This is a genomic window from Klebsiella sp. M041 (assembly GCF_059759695.1).
The window spans coordinates 102,491-121,290 of sequence record NZ_JCAXWU010000004.1 but is presented as its reverse complement, the minus strand read 5'-3'; the positions used below and the strand labels follow the sequence as shown (position 1 = coordinate 121,290).

Genomic DNA, 18,800 nt, shown 5'->3' with positions numbered 1-18,800 from the left:
GATTAAGACTCCAGGGCAATCCAGATGGTTTTCAGTTCGGTGAATTTTTCCAGAGCGTGCAGCGACTTATCGCGCCCGTTGCCGCTCTGTTTGTAACCGCCGAAGGGGACGGTCATATCACCATCGTTATAGTTGTTGACGAAGACCGAACCGGCCTTCAGGCTGCGGCTCATGCGGTGGGCGCGTGAGAGATCGCGAGTCCATACCGCGGCGCCGAGGCCGTAGTCGCTGTCGTTGGCAAGCCGCAGCGCCTCGTCTTCGCTTTTGAATCGCGTCACCACCAGCACCGGGCCGAAGATCTCTTCCCGGCTGAGGGTGGAAGCCGGGTCGACGTCAATGAAAATGGTCGGGCCGACGGCGGCAGGCCATGGATTTTTCCGCCCGTCGAGGAACAGCGTGCTTTTACTTTCGCCGCCGCGAATAAAACTGTGCACGCTGTCGGCATGGGTGTTGTCAATCAGCATGCCCATGGTGGTGTTTGGGTCGAGCGGGTTGCCCGGCTGCCAGTGTTGCGCTTCGGTTTTCAGTCGCGCCAGGAACTCGTCGGCGATGCTCTCCTCCAGCAGCAGGCGGGTGCCGGCGATGCACACCTGGCCCTGGTTGTAGAAGATGCCGCCGGCGGTGGCGCTGACCGCTTTTTGCAGATCCGGGCAGTCGGCGAAGACGATGTTGGCGCTCTTGCCGCCCGCTTCCAGCCACACGCGCTTCATATTGCTGTCGCCAGCGTCTTTCAGCAGCTGCTTGCCGGTGCGGGTGGAGCCGGTAAAAGTAATGACCTCCACGTCAGGATGCAGGGCCAGCGCCTGTCCGGCCTCGTGACCAAAGCCGCTGACCACGTTCAGCACGCCGTCCGGCAGGCCAGCCTCTTTCGCCAGCCCGGCGAGGCGCAGGGCGGTGAGCGGCGATTTTTCCGACGGCTTAAGGATCACGCTGTTGCCTGCCGCCAGCGCCGGACCGAGCTTCCAGCAGGCCAGCAGCAGCGGGAAGTTCCATGGCACCACCGCGGCGATGACGCCAATCGGTTCGCGGACGATCATCGCCAGCTCGTTGCTGCCGGTGGGGGCCACTTCGCCATAGACTTTATCCAGCGCTTCGGCATACCAGCGGATGGCGCGGGCGGCGCCGGGAATATCGTCGCGCAGGCTGTGGCGAATCGGTTTGCCGGTATCCAGCGTTTCCAGCAGCGCCAGCTCTTCGCGGTGGGTCTCCATCAGGTCGGCGAAGCGTGTGAGAACCGCTTTACGCTGCGCGGGGGCGGCCTGTGACCAGTCGCCGTTATCAAAGACCCGGCGCGCGGCCTTCACCGCCAGCTCGACGTCGGCTTTTTTGCCGCGGGCGACATGGGCTAACGTTTGCTGCGCGGCAGGGTCAATGGTTTCAAAGGTGGTATTATCGACCGCGGCGCAATATTCGCCGTTAATAAATAATCGCGTTTCAATGGCCAGGCTTTTCGCTTTTTCCTGCCAGTAAGCCAGGTGCTGAAAATTCATCATGACTCCTTAAAAACATTATCGGCAAATTAATCATTTCGGCGTTTTCAGGCTGCACGGGGGCGCTGCGCCAGGCGCAGGGCATCGTGAATCCCCAGAGTTGAATACCGTTTTATTGCCCTAAATTTCGGCAGGCTGTCTGCATGCCGAATAATTCAGGGACGAGTCGCCATTCACGGCGTTAATTATTTCAGGGCCAGCAGGAAATAGGATTCCCTTCCGGCACAAACGTTATGACGGCGAGTTTTTCGCGGCGACGAAAATAAAATTTCCGCCGTCGCAGGTCTGAAGAAAGCCTGAACCTCGTTCAGGCTAACTATTCAGAATGTGGTGGGGGTGTGGGCACTGATGATGCGGCAGATGCCTGCCGAGGTGTTGCTGAAGCTGTGCGGGATGCCGGTGTTAATGGCATAGCTCTGTCCAGCCACCAGGTGGTACGACTGACCGTTAATGGTCAGCACGATCTCCCCCTCCAGTATGGTGCCTATCTCCTCACCCTGATGCTTAATCCTCTCCCCGGTCGTGGTTCCAGGCTGGTAAGTTTCAAAAATCATCGCCAGCGTACGGTTCGGATTTCCGTTATGAACCAGCTTCATGGAAACGCCCTGACTGCCCATTTCGATAAGGTCATCCTGATTAATGACCACCTGGGGTTCGTCCGGCTTTTCGGGTTCAGAAAAGAATTCCGAGAGCGACAGCCCATAGACTTTCAGCAGCTTTTGCAGCGTACTGATGGCGGGACTGACTTTGTCCTGCTCTATGGTGCTGATGGCACTATGTGTTAACCCAGACAGTTCGGCGGCACGACGCTGCGAGAGACCCAGCTGTTGGCGGATCTCTGACAGACGTTTCCCTGGCGCCAGTCCGTCATCGCTCATATTTGCATTTCCTTAACGGTAGTGGTCAGCGCCGCCGCTTTTCAGCATGATGGCCCTGACAGGCGGTGATAAAACCATCAAACAACATACGCGACAGGGCGTATTCGCTACTGTTCCATTCAGGATGCCACTGTACGCCCAGCGCGAAAGGGTGATCGTTCACGCTGACCGCTTCCACCAGTCCATCCGGCGCTCGCGCCTCCACGCGCAGCTGCGGACTCAGGGTTTTTGCCCCTTGTCCGTGTAGCGAGTTTACCCAAAACGTGTTGCAGCCCGGTATCAATTGCGACAGCAATCCTCCTTCCTGAACCTCAACCTGATGGGACGGGGCATACTGCTGCTCGACGGGCAGTTCAGGATCTTCGCGATGCTCCAGCAGCTCAGGCTGCTCGAACAGACGACGATACAGAGTCCCACCGGTGGCGACAACCAGTTCCTGCAGTCCACGACAGATGGCGAAAATGGGGATGCGCCTTTCGAGTGCGGCGTTAATCAGCGCCATGCTCAGAAGATCACGCCCGGGGTCGGCGTCAGGCTCATCGCCGTTTTCACCATAAAGGTGCGGCTGCACGTTACTGGGGCTGCCTGGCAGGTATATCCCGTCCAGTTTATCGACTAACGCGTTCAGCAGCTCCGGCTCCGCCAGCGCATGTGGCAGGGCGATCGGCAGTCCGCCGGCGTTAACAATTGCATTCAGGTACTTTTCTTGCAAGGTCTGGGTCTGGTGACCCTTAAGCCTGTTTCTACACATCACGACGCCAATAACTGGCTTGTACATTATATTTTCCATGATCGCCCTCACAAAGTGGACTAAATTATGACCGCTATAGCGGGTTTAACGGCCATATCGTTCAATATTTTCTCAATCTAGCAGTGGAAATAGCCCTTTGCAAACTTAATTTAACATTTGACAAACAATTTATTTGCATACACAGTCGATGGGGTGGACATTATATTTAACGGTCTGAGTGCAGGACCGAAACCAAACCAACGGCGGTGAATCATGGAAACCAATATCGTAGAAGTTGAGAATTTTGTTCAGCAAACGGAAGAGAGACGGGTCAGCGCGTTCGCGAAAGAAGTGAAGCGCTACCTCGAAACCTACCCTGATACCCAATATGTCGATGTCCTCCTCACTGATCTGAACGGCTGCTTCCGCGGCAAGCGCATCCCCGTTGCCGGCCTGAGCAAGCTGGAGAAAGGCTGTTATTTTCCGGCCTCGGTGTTTGCGATGGATATTCTCGGCAACGTCGTGGAAGAGGCCGGTCTGGGCCAGGAGATGGGCGAGCCGGATCGCAGCTGCATCCCGGTGCCCGGCACCTTAACGCCTTCAGCGGCCGATCCGCAGTCGATAGCCCAGGTACAGCTGACCATGGTTGATGAAGATGGCGCTCCCTTTGACGTTGAGCCGCGGAACGTACTCAACCGCCTCTGGCAGCAGCTGCGCCAGCGCGGGCTGTTCCCCGTGGTAGCGGTAGAGCTGGAGTTCTATTTACTGGACCGCAAACGCGATGCCGAAGGCTACCTGCAGCCGCCGTGCGCGCCGGGCACCGACGATCGCAACACCCAAAGCCAGGTCTACTCGGTCGATAACCTGAACCACTTTGCCGACGTGCTCAACGACATCGACGAGCTGGCGAAACTGCAGCTGATCCCCGCCGACGGCGCGGTGGCCGAAGCCTCGCCGGGCCAGTTTGAAATCAATCTCCACCATACCGATAACGTGCTGGACGCCTGCGATGATGCGCTGGCGTTAAAACGTCTCGTGCGTTTAATGGCGGAGAAGCATAAGATGCACGCCACTTTTATGGCCAAGCCTTATGAAGAGCATGCGGGCAGCGGGATGCATATCCACATCAGCATGCTGAACAATAAAGGGGAAAACGTGCTGGTGGACGGCGACGGGGAAGACTCCGCGCTGCTCAAACGCGCGCTGGCCGGGATGATCGATCTGATGCCGGCCTCGATGGCGCTGCTGGCGCCGAACGTGAACTCGTATCGCCGCTTCCAGCCGGGGATGTATGTCCCGACGCAGGCTTCCTGGGGCCATAACAACCGTACCGTGGCGCTGCGGATCCCGTGCGGCGAGCGGCAGAACCACCGCGTGGAGTATCGCGTGGCGGGAGCGGACGCCAACCCGTATCTGGTGATGGCGGCGATTTTCGCCGGTATCCTTCACGGGCTGGATAACCCTCAGCTGCCTTTGCAGGAAGAAGTGGAAGGTAACGGCCTGGAACAAGAAGGGCTGCCGTTCCCGATCCGTCAGAGCGACGCGCTGTGGGAGTTTATGCAGAACGATCACCTGCGTGAGCGTCTCGGCGAGCGTTTCTGCCACGTTTTCCATGCCTGCAAGCATGATGAATTATTGCAGTTTGAGCGTCTTATCACAGAAACTGAAATTGAGTGGATGTTGAAAAACGCCTGATGGTCGCCCCGCGAGGGGCGCATGAGTTGAGTCATGAGTAGCATCATACGGCCTGAGCGGAGCCTGGTCGTCCTTTTTGCTGGGAGCCCAGCCATTTCCCGGATGTCGCGTTAAGGAGCGCAGGCGGCAACGGGGCTTCAGTTAACGACACAGTGTGTGACGAGGAAATGAGATGATGCAGATGTTCAAATATCCGCAGGGAGAGGGAGGCCGCTCAGGCCGCATTGGATGCCAGCCAGCAACCGCTCACCGGTCCGTCTTACCCTTTTATTTATGCCTTACCCCCTTGCTAAGCAGGTTTGTCACGCGAACGTTGTGCCCGCAATCTGTTATCCGCAAGGGGGGAATGGTCGATGGCAATTAATCTCCCTGCGCATAACGCCGCTCAGGCGGGCAGACCGCGTCTGCGTAAATCCCTCAAACTCTGGCAAGTGGTGATGATGGGGCTCGCCTATCTGACGCCGATGACGGTGTTTGATACCTTCGGCATTGTCTCCGGCATCAGTAACGGCCACGTCCCGGCGTCGTATTTGCTGGCGCTGGCTGGCGTGCTGTTCACCGCCATCAGCTACGGCAAACTGGTGCGCCAGTTCCCGGAAGCCGGCTCCGCCTACACCTACGCGCAAAAATCCATCAGTCCGCACGTCGGCTTTATGGTCGGCTGGTCGTCGCTGCTGGATTATCTGTTCCTGCCGATGATCAACGTCCTGCTGGCGAAGATCTATCTCTCGGCGCTGTTCCCGGAAGTGCCGCCATGGGTGTGGGTGGTGACCTTTGTCGCCATTCTGACCGCCGCGAACCTGAAAAGCGTTAACCTGGTGGCCAACTTCAACACCCTGTTCGTGCTGGTGCAGATCTCGATTATGGTGGTGTTTGTCATTCTGGTGGTCCAGGGGCTGCACAAAGGCGAGGGGGTAGGGACCGTCTGGTCGCTGCAGCCGTTTATCAGCCAGAATGCGCATCTGATCCCGATTATTACCGGGGCGACCATCGTCTGCTTTTCGTTTCTCGGCTTCGACGCGGTGACCACGCTGTCGGAGGAGACGCCTGACGCCGCGCGGGTGATCCCGAAGGCGATTTTTCTCACCGCGATGTACGGCGGCATTATTTTCATCGTCGCGTCGTTCTTTATGCAGCTGTTTTTCCCGGATATTCATCGCTTTAAAGACCCGGACGCCGCGCTGCCGGAGATTGCGCTGTACGTGGGTGGCAAGCTGTTCCAGTCAATTTTCCTCTGCACCACCTTTGTTAACACCCTGGCGTCCGGCCTGGCGTCCCATGCTAGCGTCTCCCGTCTGCTGTACGTGATGGGCCGCGATAACGTCTTCCCGGAGCGCATTTTCGGCTATGTGCATCCGAAATGGCGCACCCCGGCGTTGAACGTGATTATGGTGGGTATTGTCGCGCTGTCGGCGCTGTTCTTCGACCTGGTGACCGCCACCGCGTTGATTAACTTCGGCGCGCTGGTGGCCTTCACCTTCGTTAACCTGTCGGTGTTCAACCACTTCTGGCGGCGCAAAGGGTACAACAAAACCTGGAAGGATCGACTGCACTATCTGCTGCTGCCGATGGTCGGGGCGTTAACGGTAGGAGTGCTGTGGATCAACCTCGAGGCCACTTCCCTGACGCTCGGTCTGGTGTGGGCGGCGCTTGGTCTGCTGTATCTGGCTTATCTGACCCGACGCTTCCGTAAACCGCCGCCGCAGTTCGATGCCGCCAAGGCGGAGCAGGCCTGGGAGTCCTAGAGCCTGACGCAGAAACCGAACAAAGGCAGGCCCGCTGGCCTGCCTTTGTTATGGCATCGGTAAGGGACAGTACAGGATGGTAAAGAAATCAGCAGAAAACGGCGGAGAACGGAAGGTATTATTTCTTCTTTTTATGGACAGGTAACTGACTGGCGCGCCGCTCTTTGAGGTACGACACCAGACTGTAGATGGCGACGCCCAGCAGCGCCACCGCGACGATAAAGAGAATAAGACCCGACATAGACCAACCTAAAATTCTGTTTAGAAAGGGAAAAAGATACAGGGCTCAGTTGAAGATAACATCGGGATATGTCTGAAAGATGACGCCTCATCGCGGGAATATCCGCCGCAGGGGTTGTGATAAAATATTTCCCGCAGGAATGTGACAGCCTGGGTTTCAGCTGAAAGGGCGTAACACTCCGTTAAGTGATTTTACAGAAGTGCGGCCAGCAGCGGGTTACGCTGAACGCGAATTAGAATGATCTGAGAGCAAGACATGTATAAGAAAACCCTCAGCCTGCTGGGTGTGGCGCTGGCGCTGACGGCCTTCGCCAGTCAGGCTGAAAATGAACGTCAGGCGATCCGCGAGCGGATCGTGGAGCAGGTCCTGAAACCGTGTGAAGGTAAAAAAGCGGGCGATAAGGTGGTGATCACCGATCGCCGCGGCGGCGAGCACGAGGCGATCTGTACCCTGGCGGCGGTTCCACTGCCGGAGTGAGTTAGCGATATCGCGGCGCCGGTTGCCCGGTTCGCGCGCTGGTAAACAGCGCCAGTCGCGTCTGCTCGAAAGCCTCCCACAATCCCAGGTCATGCACGGGCGGTAAGGTGACCTTTTCCCCCATCTCCAGTCCTCTGAGGGCGGCGTCAACCAGATCCTCGGTGGTCATGACCGTACCGGTGGGCAGGGCGTCCAGCGCCACGCCGGAGGTCGGCCACAGATCGGTGGCGGTCGCCGCCGGCAATACCGCCTGAATACGCACGCCGCTGTCGGCAAACTCATCCTGCAGGCCACGGGTAAAGCTCAACACCCACGCTTTGCTGGCACTGTAGACCGCGCTGCCCGGCAGCGTATGCAGCGCGAGAATAGAGGCAATATTGATCAGCGTTCCGCGGCCCCGGGGAGCGAAAGCGGCCAGCGCGGCATAGCTCAGGCGCAGGAGCGCGGTGGTGTTGAGCGTATGAATCGCCTGGTGCTCGCGCGGCGTACTGGCGAGAAAGCCCGCCATTTTTGCCGTGCCGGCGTTGTTGATGAACAGGTCAATGGCGGGATCGTGCTGCAGACGCTGCTCCACGGCTTCAATGCCTTGCTCCTCGCTCAGGTCGGCCTTGACGATGCTGGCCCGGATGGCGTAGCGCGCCTGCAGCTGCCCGGCGAGCGCCTGCAGCCGATCTTCACGGCGGGCGGCGAGGATCAGATCGTAGCCGCGAGCGGCGAGTCGTTCGGCATAGATCGCGCCGATACCTGAGGAAGCGCCGGTGATAAAAGCAGTGTGCGATGACTGGGACATGAGTATTGCCTCTTAAAAGGTTGCATTATTAAACCAAATTCAGCATGAGATACTTGGTTTAATAATGCAACCATTTTGCCGGGCTTTTTTTATTTTTGCCTGCCGCGGGCAGCGATTAGTCGTTCAGCGGAACGGCGATGGTGATATCCGCCGGGGCCAGCTCACGGCCATCCGCCGCCTGCAGGACCAGTTTACGCAGGGGCTGGCGCTGCTGGCGGTCAATAAGCCGGGTTGCCGGTTCGTCAGGATCGAACAGATAGTCATCCGCCCACTGGGAAAGGGCGACCAGCACGGTCTGCAGGGCGCGGCCCTTATCCGTCAGGACGTACTCCTGCCAGGCGCTGCCGTCGGAGGCCGGCTGCAGACGCAGGATGCCTTCATCCACCAGCATTTTCAGGCGTCCGGCGAGCATATTTTTGGCAATGCCGAGGTTTTTCTGGAATTCACTAAAACGGCACGCCCCGCGCAGGGCATCGCGGACGATAAGCAGCGACCACCAGTCACCGATAACGTCGAGGGAGCGGGCGACAGGACAGCAGCTGTTTTCAAGACGGGTACGTTTCACGAAAGCCTCCGGGTTAGTTGTTTCATTATAAAACTATTTGGTCGGCAGAGGAAATTTTCGGCGGTGGTCTAAGTTTGCGAGCGAATGCCAGGAAAAATGGCATAAATCCGTCACAATTAACCCGATGATAATAAATGACTAAGGATGAAGGGATGAAAAAACGTCTACTCGCCGCCACCGTAGCCGGCGCGGTCATGTTATCCGCCGGCGCTCTGGCGCAGGACACGGCCGCCCCGGAGGGGTATCAGCTGCAGCAGGTGCTGATCATGAGTCGTCACAACCTGCGCGCGCCGCTGGCCAATAACGGTAGCGTGCTGGAGCAGTCCACCGCCAAAGCCTGGCCGCAATGGGATGTGCCGGGCGGCCAGCTGACCACCAAGGGTGGCGTGCTGGAGGTGTATATGGGCCACTATATGCGCGAATGGCTGGCGCAGCAGAAGCTGGTGACCAGCGGCGAGTGCCCGCCGGAAAACGCTGTTTACGCCTACGCTAACAGCCTGCAGCGCACCGTCGCCACCGCGCAGTTCTTTATCACCGGCGCGTTCCCGGGCTGCGGCATTGCGGTGCATCATCAGCCGCAGATGGGCACCATGGACCCGACCTTCAACCCGGTTATCACCGACGACTCCCCGGCGTTTCGTGAGAAAGCGCTGCAGGCGATGGAAAAAGAGCGCCAGGGGTTGCAGTTGACCGAGAGTTACAAGCTGCTGGAGACGATGATCGATTACCGCAACTCGCCCTCCTGCAAAGAGAAGCAGGTCTGTTCCCTGAGCGAGGGTAAAGATACCTTTAGCGCCGGTTATCAGCAGGAGCCGGGGGTGTCCGGGCCGCTGAAGGTGGGCAACTCGCTGGTGGACGCCTTCACCCTGCAATATTATGAAGGCTTCCCCAAAGACCAGGTGGCGTGGGGGGAAATCACCAGCGATAAGCAGTGGCAGGTGCTGTCGAAGCTGAAAAACGGCTATCAGGATAGTCTGTTTACTTCGGTGGCGGTGGCGCAAAACGTGGCCAAGCCGCTGGTCAACTATATCGATAACGCGCTGGTGGGCGAGGGGGCCAGCAAGGCGAAAGTCACGCTGCTGGTGGGACACGACTCGAATATTGCCTCGCTGCTGACGGCGCTGGACTTTAAGCCCTATCAACTGCCCGGCCAGTATGAGCGCACGCCTATCGGCGGCAAACTGCTGTTTCAACGCTGGCACGACAGCGGCAGCAACCGCGATCTGATGAAGATTGAGTATGTCTACCAGAGCACCGAGCAGCTGCGTAACGCCGACCCATTGACGTTGCAGACCCCGCCGCAGCGGGTCACGCTGGCGCTTAACGGCTGCCCGGTCGATGACCAGGGTTTCTGTCCGCTGGAGACCTTTAAAAAGATGATCAACGAGGCGGCGAAATAACGAAAAAACCCGGAGCAATCCGGGTTTTTTAGCAGGTTAGGGTGAGACACGGCAGGGATAAACGTCCTAGACGTTTTTACGCTCAATCGTCTGTTCACCCCAGAACAGCGCATCTTTATCGGTTTTGGCAAAGGCCAGCGCCAGCACTTCGTCGCTGCCTTCCTCCCAGATTTGCTCCGCCAGTTTTTCATCATAGTGGGCGACTTCGAAAATCGCCTCGGCGATCTCCGGCGAGGTGTTACGTAAACTTGCCCATTCGCCGACGCGATGTGCTTTTGCTTCTTGAGTTGGCATAGTGCTCCTCCTGCGGAAGATTAGCCGTGCAGTTTAACGGCCAGTTTGGCGACATGTTCACCCTGATAGCGGGCGATGGCTAACTCTTCCTCGCTTGGCTGACGCGAGCCGTCGCCGCCGGCAATAGTGGTTGCGCCATAAGGCGTCCCGCCGCGGACCTGGGAGATATCGAACAGCTCCTGGGCGCCGTAGCCGATCGGCACGATGATCATGCCGTGGTGGGCCAGCGTCGTCCAGGTGGAGGTAATGGTTTGTTCCTGGCCGCCGCCGGTGCCGGTTGAACTGAATACGCTGGCGATCTTGCCATACAGCGCGCCGGATGCCCACAGGCTGCCGGTCTGATCGAGGAAGGTGCGCATTTGTCCGGACATATTGCCGAAACGAGTCGGGGTACCAAAGATGATGGCGTCATACTCAGCCAGTTCCTGCGGCGTAGCGACAGGCGCGTTTTGCGTTTTACCGCCTGCTTTGGCAAACGCTTCTGCCTGCATGGTTTCCGGCACGCGCTTCACAACCACCTCAACGCCGTCCACCCGGTTCGCCCCATCGGCGACGGTGTGAGCCATGGTTTCAATGTGTCCATACATGGAATAATAAAGCACCAGAATTTTAGCCATTTCCATCACTCCTCGGTTGCATTATAAGCCAGCCAAATAGCTGGTACCTTTAAAGATAAAGCCTCTGCCGAAGAGTGCAAATCCAACGGGCATTTATTTGATTTATAACAAAATGACAAAGCATTATTTACTTTTCCTTGCGCAGCGCGGCCTGAGCGGCGGAGAAGCGGGAAGCGATGCCTCCGCCGTTCTGGTCGGTGCGGCGAGGATGTAGCATCAGGATACATTTTCGCTAACTATTTTTTCTTCGTCAGCAGAGGACGTTAGCGCCATCACGCGCCGCGAGGGGGTTTTTTTCGCCAGGCTTTGTTTCTGAATGTGACATTTGCCATCGTCAGCGGCAGTCATTCACTAACCTTATAGATACGCGGCAGGACAGCGGCGTCGCCGCTCCCGCGTAATGCACTATGATGTCTAACCTAATGGAGGTCAGTAATGGCAAACCATCGTGGCGGTTCTGGCAACTTTGCTGAAGACCGTGAAAGAGCATCAGAAGCAGGACGTAAAGGTGGCCAGCATAGCGGGGGGAATTTTAAAAATGACCCTCAGCGCGCCTCAGAGGCTGGTAAAAAAGGGGGTAAAAACAGTCACGGTAGTCGTGAGAGTTAACGCGCGACTCGCACTGTTCTCTTTGATGCGGTGTTAATCTCCCCGACCCAACCGCATCGCCCTCGCCGCCGGCATCAGCCGGCGGTTTTTTTTTAGCTGCCAGAGGTTGCGCTCCCGCCGGGCCGATTGCACACTGGTCGCCCGTTAATCGTCATGGCTGTTTTATGTCTTCGTTAAAATTCTCCGTTAGCCGCCAGGAAGCGCTCCTTATCATGATCACCATGTTCTGGGGAGGGACCTTCCTTGCCGTGCAGTATGCGGTCAGCCTCAGCGGGCCGCTGTTTTTTGTCGGCCTGCGTTTCGCGACCGCCGCGCTGGCGGTGGGTCTGCTCTCGCTGCGCACCCTCCGCGGTCTGACATGGCTGGAGGTGAAGGCGGGGGTGGCGATTGGCGTGGCGATTGCGCTGGGGTATGGGCTGCAGACCTGGGGACTGCAGTCGATCTCCAGCAGTAAGTCTGCCTTTATCACGGCGATGTATGTGCCGCTGGTGCCGCTACTGCAGTGGCTGTGCCTGGGTCGTATGCCGGGGGTGATGTCCTGCGTGGGGATTGTGCTGGCCTTTATCGGTTTGATCCTGCTGGCCGGGCCGGAAAACAATCTGCTGGCGCTTGGCGTGGGGGAGATGATCACGCTGGCGAGCGCGCTGGCGATTGCCGCGGAGATTATCCTTATCAGCGCCTGGGCCGGGAAAGTGGATGTTCGGCGGGTGACGGTGGTGCAGCTGGCGACCGCGTCGCTGGTGGCTTTCGCCGCCATGAAGCCGGCCGGTGAGTCAGTGCCGCCGTTGACGCCGGCGCTGCTCGGCGTGGCGCTGGGGCTGGGCATTTTCAGCGCGATCATTCAGGTGACCATGAACTGGGCGCAGCGCAGCGTCTCGCCGACGCGGGCCACGCTGATCTATACCGGCGAACCGGTGTGGGCCGGTATCTTTGGCCGGTTGGCAGGTGAGCGTCTGCCGCTGCTGGCCCTCCTCGGCTGCGTCTTTATCCTCGCGGGAGTGCTGGTGAGCGAGCTGAAGTGGAAGCGCAAACCGCCGCTGCAGATGTCAACGAATAACGATGCGCAACCGCTCCCGGACCTGGCCGATCGTCGCGAGCCGTAATCTTTCCTTCTGTCCCGGCAGCGGCGCTTATTCTGGCTGGTACTCGTCCGGCTCTGATTGTCTCCAGGCCCGCGCAAGCGCAGCGCCGCCGGGCGATAGCATCAGGCACGGCGTCGCTTTTCTGCCGGGTGGCGGCTGCGCCTTACCCGGCCTACGTCCGTACGACCTGTTATTAATTTAACCACTTGCGCGACTGAAACTGCCGGTGCTGGCGGCCTCAAAATCGCTGAGACGTTCCCGGAAGGCCGGGGCAGCCCGCATGGATGCGGGCTGAGGGCCGTGTTTTGCAGGGACGCTGCCTCGGCCCGACCCGAAGCCTGCAGGGATAAGTCGAAGGTACCACGCAGTGGCGATTTTGCTGGCCGGAGCCCGGGGGTACAGGGGGCGGCGGCGACTGGCCGCCCCCTGTGCGCTCCCGGCGCCATGAGAGACATAACGCAGAAGACATATCGGGAGCGCCATCTGCCTGGATATAACCCAGAACAGCCGTTTTTCCGGGGCGAAACCGTTGCAAACCGATAACTGTATCGACTTATCCGGCCCCCACCGCTCCCTGCGCCAACGCTGCGCTAATGTGGCTTAAACCGGCGTTACCCTGGCCTCCTTCGCCTCACGCGTCCCGCGATGAAGCAGCGCGTGCAGCAGGATCGCCCCGAAGGTGGCGGTACCAATCCCGCCCAGCGTAAAGCCGCCCAGCGACAGCGCGAAATCGCCGGCGCCCAGCACCAGGGTCACAGACACCATGATCAGATTGCTGTTCTGGCTGAGGTCGACGCGGTTTTGCACCCAGATCCGCGCCCCGGCGACGGCGATCAGGCCAAAGACCACGATCGAGGCGCCGCCGATCACCGGCCCGGGAATGGTGTGGATTAATGCGCCGAATTTCGGCGAGAAGCCCAGCAGCATGGCAATCAGCGCCGCGGCGACAAACACCAGCGTCGAGTAGACCTTGGTCACCGCCATGACGCCGATGTTCTCCGCATAGGTCGTGACCCCGCTGCCGCCGACCGAGCCGGAGAGCATGGTCGCCAGACCATCGCCGACGAAGGCGCGCCCCATGTACGGATCCATATTGCGCCCGGTCATCCCGGCGACGGCCTTCAGGTGGCCGAGGTTCTCGGCCACCAGGATCACCGCGACCGGGGCAATCAACATCATCGCCTGGCCGTTAAAGGATGGGGTGGTAAAGTGTGGCAGCCCGAACCACGCCGCCTGGGCGAGGGGAGAGAAGTCCAGCGGTTTGCCGAGGCCAAAGCCGTTAGCCAGCAGGGCGTACAGCGCGCAGGCGACGATCAGGCCGACCAGGATCAGCAGACGCTGCAGCATTCCGCGGGTAAATACCGCGACTATGCCGATACAGAGCACGGTTAACACCGCCATCCAGCTGTCGAAGGCGCTGGCGGAGACGCTGCGCACAGCAATCGGCGCCAGGTTCAGGCCGATAGCCATCACCACCGCCCCGGTCACCACCGGCGGCATCAGGCGCTCGATCCAGCGGGTGCCGATCTTCATCACCACCAGACCGATCAGGGTATAGACCAGCCCGCAGGCGATGATCCCGCCAAGGGCGACGCTGAGGTGAGGGTTGAGTCCCTGGCCGTTAAAGCCGGTAATGGCGATCACCACCCCGACAAAGGCGGCGCTGGAGCCGAGATAGCTCGGCACCCGTCCGCCGGTGACGACAAAGAACAGCAGGGTGCCGACCCCCGACATCAGTATGGACAGGTTCGGGTCGAGCCCCATTAACAACGGCATCAGCACCGTCGCGCCGAACATCGCAACGGCGTGCTGCACGCCCATCACCAGCGTTTGCCCGGCCGATAAGCGTTCATCGGGCGCGACAACGCCGGATTCGGCGGCGGGGGAGGTCAGCTTCCAGCGAGGAAAATCGAAGAGTGCCATGATGATATCCCGGGTTAAAGGTTAACAAGCGGGTCGCATAAGCGTGTGATAGCCGCGGTCAAACCACATCAGACCCCGGGGTTCCGGGTGACGGGTAATGGCTACGACGTGACAAAACAGAATGTCGTGCGTGCCGACGCTGACGCGCTGGTCGATGCGGCAGTCAAAGCTGACCAGCGCCGCCTCCAGCCGCGGGCAGCCGGTGGCGCCGGTCTGCCAGTCGGCGGCGGCAAAGCGCTCGTCCATCGCCGTTTTACCGCCAAACAGCGTTGACAGCGCCTCCTGTCCCGCCGCCAGGGTATTGACGCACAGCGTGTGGTGTTCGCTGAACACCGGCCACACGGAGGCTGAGCGGTTCAGACAGACCAACAGGGTCGGCGGGGTGTCGGTCACGCTGCAGACCGCGCTGGCGGTAAAGCCCGCCCGGCCCGCCGGGCCATCGGTGGTAATAATGTTAACCGCGGCGCCGACGCGGGCCATGGCGTCACGAAAACTCGCTTTGTCCGCTAACTTCATCGCCAACTCCTTATGCCAGCAGGCAGGCTTCATCAAAGGACAGACGCGGCAGGCGGCCATACAGTTTGCCGGGGTCGCCATAGCCGATGTTCACCAGCAGGTTGCTTTTCCAGCCGTTGTCGGCGAAAAACGCTGCATCGACTTTTTCCCGATCGAAACCGGACATCGGCCCGGTGTCGAGTCCCAGCGCCCGGCAGGCGAAAATCAGATACGCCGCCTGCAGGGAGCTATTGCGAAACGCCGTCTCTTCCGCCAGCTGCGGGCTGGAGGTGAACCAGCTGCGGGCATCGCCGTGGGGAAACAGGGTCGGTAGCCGGTCGTAAAAGGCGCTGTCCCACGCCACGATGGCGGTCACCGGCGCCTGCATGGTTTTCTGCAGATTGCCGCTGGAGAGCGTCGGGCGGAGCTTCTCTTTGCCTTCCGCGCTGCGCACGAACACGATGCGCGCCGGCGAACAGTTGGCGGAAGTCGGCCCCATTTTCATCAGGTCCCAGACTGCCTGCAGCTGCGCATCGCTCACTGGCTTATCCAGCCAGCCGTTGTGGGTCCGGGCCTGGGTAAACAGCGTCTCGCAGGCCGTCTGGTTTATCGCGTCGTTCATCGGGTCTCCCTGGCGACCGGCAGCATAGCGGCCAGCCCGTCGCGTAAAATGGTATTAAAGGTATCGGCGTCGGTGACGTTGCAGGCATGCCCGCCCCACGGCATTTCCACGCGCTGGCTGCCGGGGATCGCCGTCTGCAGCACGCGGGAGCAGGAGGCCGGGACCAGCAGGTCGTCAGCGGCGCTAACCATCAGCGTCGGGCAGGCGATGGCCGCCGCGCGACGGGAAAAATCAGCCTGCTTCAGGGCCTGCAGCCGCTTCAGCAGGTTCTCCTTGCCCTGAAAATGGCTGATGGCAAGCGCATCTTCGGCTTCGAGGCGCGGCAGGCGCGCGGCCATCCATTCCGCCGGGTAGAGAAACAGCGGCTGCGCTTCGACCCACGCCTGCGCGCCGCCGGCATGCAGCAGACGCTCGCGCACCAGGAAGCAGCGGCGGGTGTGCGGCGACAGCGACAGCCAGCCGTTGACCAGCACCAGGGCGCTCACCGCCTCGGGGCGATCGAGCGCCAGCTGCAGGCCAATCAGCGCTCCCAGCGCGTGGCCCACCAGCGCGAAGCGGGCGATCCCCGCCGCCTGCAGAGCGCTGAACAGCTCCCCGGCCATCGTCGCCATGCTGTAGTCGGCGGGCAGCGGACCGGCGTTCTCCCCGGTCCCGTTATGGTCATAACTTACCAGCTGATACTGTTCCTCCAGCGCCGCGCGCTGCGCCAGCCAGTAGCCGCCGCCGCCGCCCAGACCTGCGCTGAGGACCACCACCGGCGCGCCGGGCCATGGGGCCGGAGCAATATTGAGCCTCATCATGTCGGGGTGCCGATATGGGCGACGCTGGCGATTTCCACCAGCGCATCGGGCTTCACCAGCCCGCACTGAATGCAGAAGCGCGCGGGTTTATCGCCGGGGAAGAACTCGGCGTAAACCTCGTTAATCGCGGCGTAATTTGTCCAGTCGGTGATAAAGATGCTGTTGAAAGTCACATCCGCCATACTCCCGCCCGCCGTTTCGATAACGCTCTTGATGGTCTCCAGCACGTGGCGGGTTTGCGCCTTTGGGTCGCCGATGTGCACCACATTGTTTTGCTTATCAAACGGCAGAGTGCCGGAGACGTAGATCACGCCATCGGCGAGCGTCCCCGGAACAAAGGGGGCAATCGGCGTGGTGGTGCCTGGCGGAATAATCACCTGTTTAGGCATAACGTTTCTCCTTGGCTAAAGACAGCGGGGTGGCAGGGGACAGCGCGCGGCAGAAGCTCTCGACATCGCTGACCCAGCCGAAAAAGGTTTCTATATTGAACAGCGCCGCCTGCTGGGCGAAGGCCGGTCCGGCCTGATGGGTAGCATCCTCCAGCACCACGCCGAAGTATTCGAGGAAGAAACCATCGCGCAGCGTCGATTCGACGCAGACGTTGGTGGCGATCCCGGTGAACACCAGATGACGGATGCCGCGGCTGCGCAAAATGCTGTCGAGCGGAGTGTTAAAGAAGCCGCTGTAGCGCGGTTTCGGCAACACGATGTCGCCTTCCTGCGGCGTCAGCTCGTCCACCAGCTGATAATCCCAGCCGCCTTTCGCCAGCAGCTTGCCCTGCAGTTCCGGGCGCTGACGCATCGTTTTCAGCGCGTTGGACTTATGGTAGTTCGGCGAGCCCGGGCCGCCGGCTTCAACATACTGGTCATCCCAGCCGTTCTGGAACCAGATAATCAGCATGCCCGCGGCGCGGGCGGCGGCGACGGCGGTATTTATATTGTCGATAACCGGCCGGGTGGCGGAGACGTCAAATCCGGCGAGATCCAGATAACCGCCGAGGCTGGCGTAGGCGTTCTGCATATCGACAACAATCAGCGCGCTCTGCTGCGGCGCGAAGGTCAGGGATTCCGGGCGAGCGGGAAGGGTAATCATCAGGCCACCTCACGGGTAACAGGAGCAATATGGTCCCGGCAGCGCATCAGCGGCTGAATGCGTTCGCCAAAGGCGTCGATGCCGGCAAGAAAATCATCAAAGGTCAGCAGCACACCGTCGGTGCCGGGCACGCTCGCGACTTCATCAAGCATACGGGCGACGCTGGCATAGGATCCGACAAGGGTGCCCATGTTGATATTGACCGCCGAGGTGGGGTCGGCCATCTGGCGCACGTTGGTATCGCTGCCGGAGCGGGTGTCTTTCTGACTCTGCTCGGTGAGCCACGCCAGCGCTTCTTCATCGGCGCCCGCTTTGTAGTGCTCCCATTTGGCGCGCGCCGCTTCGTCGGTTTCGTCAGCGATCACCATGAACAGCACATAGGAGCCTACGTCACGGCCGGTTTTTTCCGCCGCCTGCATCATACGCGCCGCGGTCGGCGCGAAGGCCGTTGGCGTGTTGACCCCTTTGCCAAAGCAGAAGTTATAGTCGGCGTGCTGGGCGGAGAAGGCCATGCCGGCGTCACTCTGCCCGGCGCAGATCACCTTCATCGGCTGCGAAGGGCGCGGGCTGACCCGGCAGTCGTTCATGGTGAAGTAGTCGCCTTTGAAATCGCTGCGCCCGGTGCCCCACAGGTCGCGGAGCACCTGAACGTATTCGGTGAGATAGTCATAGCGGCTGGCGAAATAGTCATCCCCCGGCCACATGCCCATCTGGTCATATTCCGGTTTTTGCCAGCCGGTCACCAGATTGACGCCAAACCGGCCGCCGGAGATGGAGTCGATGGTGGAGGCCATCCGGGCGACGATCGCCGGCGGCAGCGTGAGGGTGGCGGCGGTGGCGTAGATCTGGATCTTCGAGGTCACCGCGGCCAGGCCGGCCATCAGGGTGAAGGACTCCAGGTTGTGATCCCAGAATTCGGTTTTCCCGCCGAAGCCGCGCAGCTTGATCATGGAGAGCGCGAAGTCGAAATGGTAGTGCTCGGCTTTCTGTACGATAGCCTTATTCAGTTCGAAGGTCGGCATATACTGCGGGGCATGGGTGGAGATCAGCCAGCCGTTGTTGCCAATGGGAACGAAAACACCAATTTTCATACCTACCTCTCTACAGTCATGGAAGATGGGTTGCGGTGGCGCGGCATCCTGCCTCTCCCTGGACCACCTCGCAGAAGAGGTAAAGCAAACGCAATGCCAGTTTTATAAATGCTAATGTTATTAATGTGTTGCTATTGGGTTGCTAAAAAGGACGATAAAAAAGT

At 59.8% G+C, this 18,800-nt stretch carries 22 protein-coding genes; 7 read left to right on the top strand and 15 right to left on the bottom strand.

What is annotated here, in order from left to right; genetic code table 11:
* Nucleotides 1–2: 2 nt before the first annotated feature.
* The 3 genes from puuC to puuD form a co-directional block, all read right to left on the bottom strand.
* On the bottom strand, nucleotides 3–1,490 hold the full coding sequence (gene puuC / locus AC6CWS_RS06205; RefSeq protein ID WP_498256391.1) for an aldehyde dehydrogenase PuuC: 1,488 nt from the start codon (nucleotides 1,488–1,490) through the stop codon (nucleotides 3–5).
* Between the two features lie 320 nt (nucleotides 1,491–1,810).
* Nucleotides 1,811–2,368, bottom strand: coding sequence for an HTH-type transcriptional regulator PuuR (gene puuR, locus AC6CWS_RS06200; RefSeq protein WP_002898590.1), 558 nt, complete (start codon nucleotides 2,366–2,368; stop codon nucleotides 1,811–1,813).
* 25 nt (nucleotides 2,369–2,393) lie between these two features.
* Nucleotides 2,394–3,146: a gamma-glutamyl-gamma-aminobutyrate hydrolase gene (puuD, locus tag AC6CWS_RS06195; protein ID WP_072199196.1), complete on the bottom strand. Its 753-nt coding sequence runs from the start codon at nucleotides 3,144–3,146 to the stop codon at nucleotides 2,394–2,396.
* Nucleotides 3,147–3,371: 225 nt separating this feature from the next.
* Between puuD and AC6CWS_RS06190 the strand changes: the two genes are divergently transcribed.
* The 3 genes from AC6CWS_RS06190 to AC6CWS_RS06180 all read left to right on the top strand — a co-directional run bounded on the left by AC6CWS_RS06190 (nucleotide 3,372) and on the right by AC6CWS_RS06180 (nucleotide 6,538).
* A complete protein-coding gene (locus AC6CWS_RS06190) occupies nucleotides 3,372–4,793 on the top strand; it encodes a glutamine synthetase family protein (RefSeq protein WP_002898595.1) in 1,422 nt (473 codons plus the stop codon).
* A 172-nt stretch (nucleotides 4,794–4,965) separates the two neighbouring features.
* The gene (locus tag AC6CWS_RS06185) at nucleotides 4,966–5,157 is read left to right on the top strand and encodes a YmjE family protein (protein WP_074442579.1); all 192 of its coding nucleotides are present in this window, start codon (nucleotides 4,966–4,968) and stop codon (nucleotides 5,155–5,157) included.
* The gene (locus AC6CWS_RS06180) at nucleotides 5,147–6,538 is read left to right on the top strand and encodes an APC family permease (protein WP_023289089.1); all 1,392 of its coding nucleotides are present in this window, start codon (nucleotides 5,147–5,149) and stop codon (nucleotides 6,536–6,538) included. The genes AC6CWS_RS06185 and AC6CWS_RS06180 overlap by 11 nt, the downstream gene beginning before the upstream one ends.
* 118 nt (nucleotides 6,539–6,656) lie before the next feature.
* On the opposite strand, the gene AC6CWS_RS06175 is transcribed toward AC6CWS_RS06180, so the two are convergent.
* Nucleotides 6,657–6,779 carry a small membrane protein gene (locus AC6CWS_RS06175; protein ID WP_002898600.1) on the bottom strand — a complete coding sequence of 41 codons (123 nt, stop codon included), beginning with the start codon at nucleotides 6,777–6,779 and terminating at the stop codon, nucleotides 6,657–6,659.
* Nucleotides 6,780–7,034: 255 nt separating this feature from the next.
* Between AC6CWS_RS06175 and AC6CWS_RS06170 the strand changes: the two genes are divergently transcribed.
* The gene (locus AC6CWS_RS06170; RefSeq protein WP_023289090.1) at nucleotides 7,035–7,256 is read left to right on the top strand and encodes a hypothetical protein; all 222 of its coding nucleotides are present in this window, start codon (nucleotides 7,035–7,037) and stop codon (nucleotides 7,254–7,256) included.
* Nucleotide 7,257: 1 nt separating this feature from the next.
* Here the strand turns inward: AC6CWS_RS06170 and AC6CWS_RS06165 are convergent, their stop codons facing one another.
* On the bottom strand, nucleotides 7,258–8,046 hold the full coding sequence (locus tag AC6CWS_RS06165) for an SDR family NAD(P)-dependent oxidoreductase (protein WP_044522002.1): 789 nt from the start codon (nucleotides 8,044–8,046) through the stop codon (nucleotides 7,258–7,260).
* Between the two features lie 115 nt (nucleotides 8,047–8,161).
* On the bottom strand, nucleotides 8,162–8,611 hold the full coding sequence (locus tag AC6CWS_RS06160) for a winged helix-turn-helix transcriptional regulator (RefSeq protein WP_023289093.1): 450 nt from the start codon (nucleotides 8,609–8,611) through the stop codon (nucleotides 8,162–8,164).
* A 152-nt stretch (nucleotides 8,612–8,763) separates the two neighbouring features.
* Between AC6CWS_RS06160 and agp the strand changes: the two genes are divergently transcribed.
* Complete coding sequence (gene agp / locus AC6CWS_RS06155; RefSeq protein WP_065881777.1) at nucleotides 8,764–10,011, top strand: bifunctional glucose-1-phosphatase/inositol phosphatase; 1,248 nt, start codon at nucleotides 8,764–8,766, stop codon at nucleotides 10,009–10,011.
* Nucleotides 10,012–10,077: 66 nt separating this feature from the next.
* Here agp and AC6CWS_RS06150 read toward each other — a convergent pair whose 3' ends face one another.
* Together AC6CWS_RS06150 and wrbA are read right to left on the bottom strand one after the other, a co-directional pair.
* Entirely contained in the window at nucleotides 10,078–10,305 is a 228-nt protein-coding gene (locus tag AC6CWS_RS06150) for a YccJ family protein (RefSeq protein WP_008805934.1), read from the bottom strand.
* 20 nt (nucleotides 10,306–10,325) lie between these two features.
* Nucleotides 10,326–10,922: an NAD(P)H:quinone oxidoreductase gene (gene wrbA / locus AC6CWS_RS06145; RefSeq protein ID WP_102004244.1), complete on the bottom strand. Its 597-nt coding sequence runs from the start codon at nucleotides 10,920–10,922 to the stop codon at nucleotides 10,326–10,328.
* A 435-nt stretch (nucleotides 10,923–11,357) separates the two neighbouring features.
* Between wrbA and AC6CWS_RS06140 the strand changes: the two genes are divergently transcribed.
* Together AC6CWS_RS06140 and AC6CWS_RS06135 are read left to right on the top strand one after the other, a co-directional pair.
* Nucleotides 11,358–11,531 (top strand): con-10 family general stress protein, encoded by a 174-nt coding sequence (locus tag AC6CWS_RS06140; protein ID WP_002898708.1) that lies wholly within the window; start codon nucleotides 11,358–11,360, stop codon nucleotides 11,529–11,531.
* A gap of 164 nt (nucleotides 11,532–11,695) precedes the next feature.
* Nucleotides 11,696–12,634 (top strand): DMT family transporter, encoded by a 939-nt coding sequence (locus tag AC6CWS_RS06135; RefSeq protein ID WP_065881771.1) that lies wholly within the window; start codon nucleotides 11,696–11,698, stop codon nucleotides 12,632–12,634.
* A gap of 579 nt (nucleotides 12,635–13,213) precedes the next feature.
* Here the strand turns inward: AC6CWS_RS06135 and rutG are convergent.
* Genes rutG through rutA form a run of 7 tightly spaced genes read right to left on the bottom strand, consistent with a single transcriptional unit; the run spans nucleotide 13,214 to nucleotide 18,636 of the window.
* On the bottom strand, nucleotides 13,214–14,536 hold the full coding sequence (gene rutG / locus AC6CWS_RS06130) for a pyrimidine utilization transport protein G (RefSeq protein ID WP_008805937.1): 1,323 nt from the start codon (nucleotides 14,534–14,536) through the stop codon (nucleotides 13,214–13,216).
* A 21-nt stretch (nucleotides 14,537–14,557) separates the two neighbouring features.
* Nucleotides 14,558–15,052, bottom strand: a complete 495-nt coding sequence (gene rutF / locus AC6CWS_RS06125) for an NADH-dependent FMN reductase RutF (RefSeq protein WP_080901298.1) — start codon at nucleotides 15,050–15,052, stop codon at nucleotides 14,558–14,560.
* Between the two features lie 10 nt (nucleotides 15,053–15,062).
* The gene (locus AC6CWS_RS06120; protein WP_017901103.1) at nucleotides 15,063–15,653 is read right to left on the bottom strand and encodes a malonic semialdehyde reductase; all 591 of its coding nucleotides are present in this window, start codon (nucleotides 15,651–15,653) and stop codon (nucleotides 15,063–15,065) included.
* Nucleotides 15,650–16,453, bottom strand: coding sequence for a pyrimidine utilization protein D (rutD, locus tag AC6CWS_RS06115; protein WP_044522016.1), 804 nt, complete (start codon nucleotides 16,451–16,453; stop codon nucleotides 15,650–15,652). Before rutD ends, AC6CWS_RS06120 begins: the two co-directional genes overlap by 4 nt.
* Nucleotides 16,450–16,842, bottom strand: coding sequence for a pyrimidine utilization protein C (gene rutC / locus AC6CWS_RS06110; protein ID WP_023289099.1), 393 nt, complete (start codon nucleotides 16,840–16,842; stop codon nucleotides 16,450–16,452). The genes rutD and rutC overlap by 4 nt, the downstream gene beginning before the upstream one ends.
* A complete protein-coding gene (gene rutB / locus AC6CWS_RS06105; protein ID WP_023289100.1) occupies nucleotides 16,835–17,545 on the bottom strand; it encodes a pyrimidine utilization protein B in 711 nt (236 codons plus the stop codon). The genes rutC and rutB overlap by 8 nt, the downstream gene beginning before the upstream one ends.
* A complete protein-coding gene (gene rutA, locus AC6CWS_RS06100; protein WP_004204507.1) occupies nucleotides 17,545–18,636 on the bottom strand; it encodes a pyrimidine utilization protein A in 1,092 nt (363 codons plus the stop codon). The genes rutB and rutA overlap by 1 nt, the downstream gene beginning before the upstream one ends.
* Nucleotides 18,637–18,800: the final 164 nt, after the last annotated feature.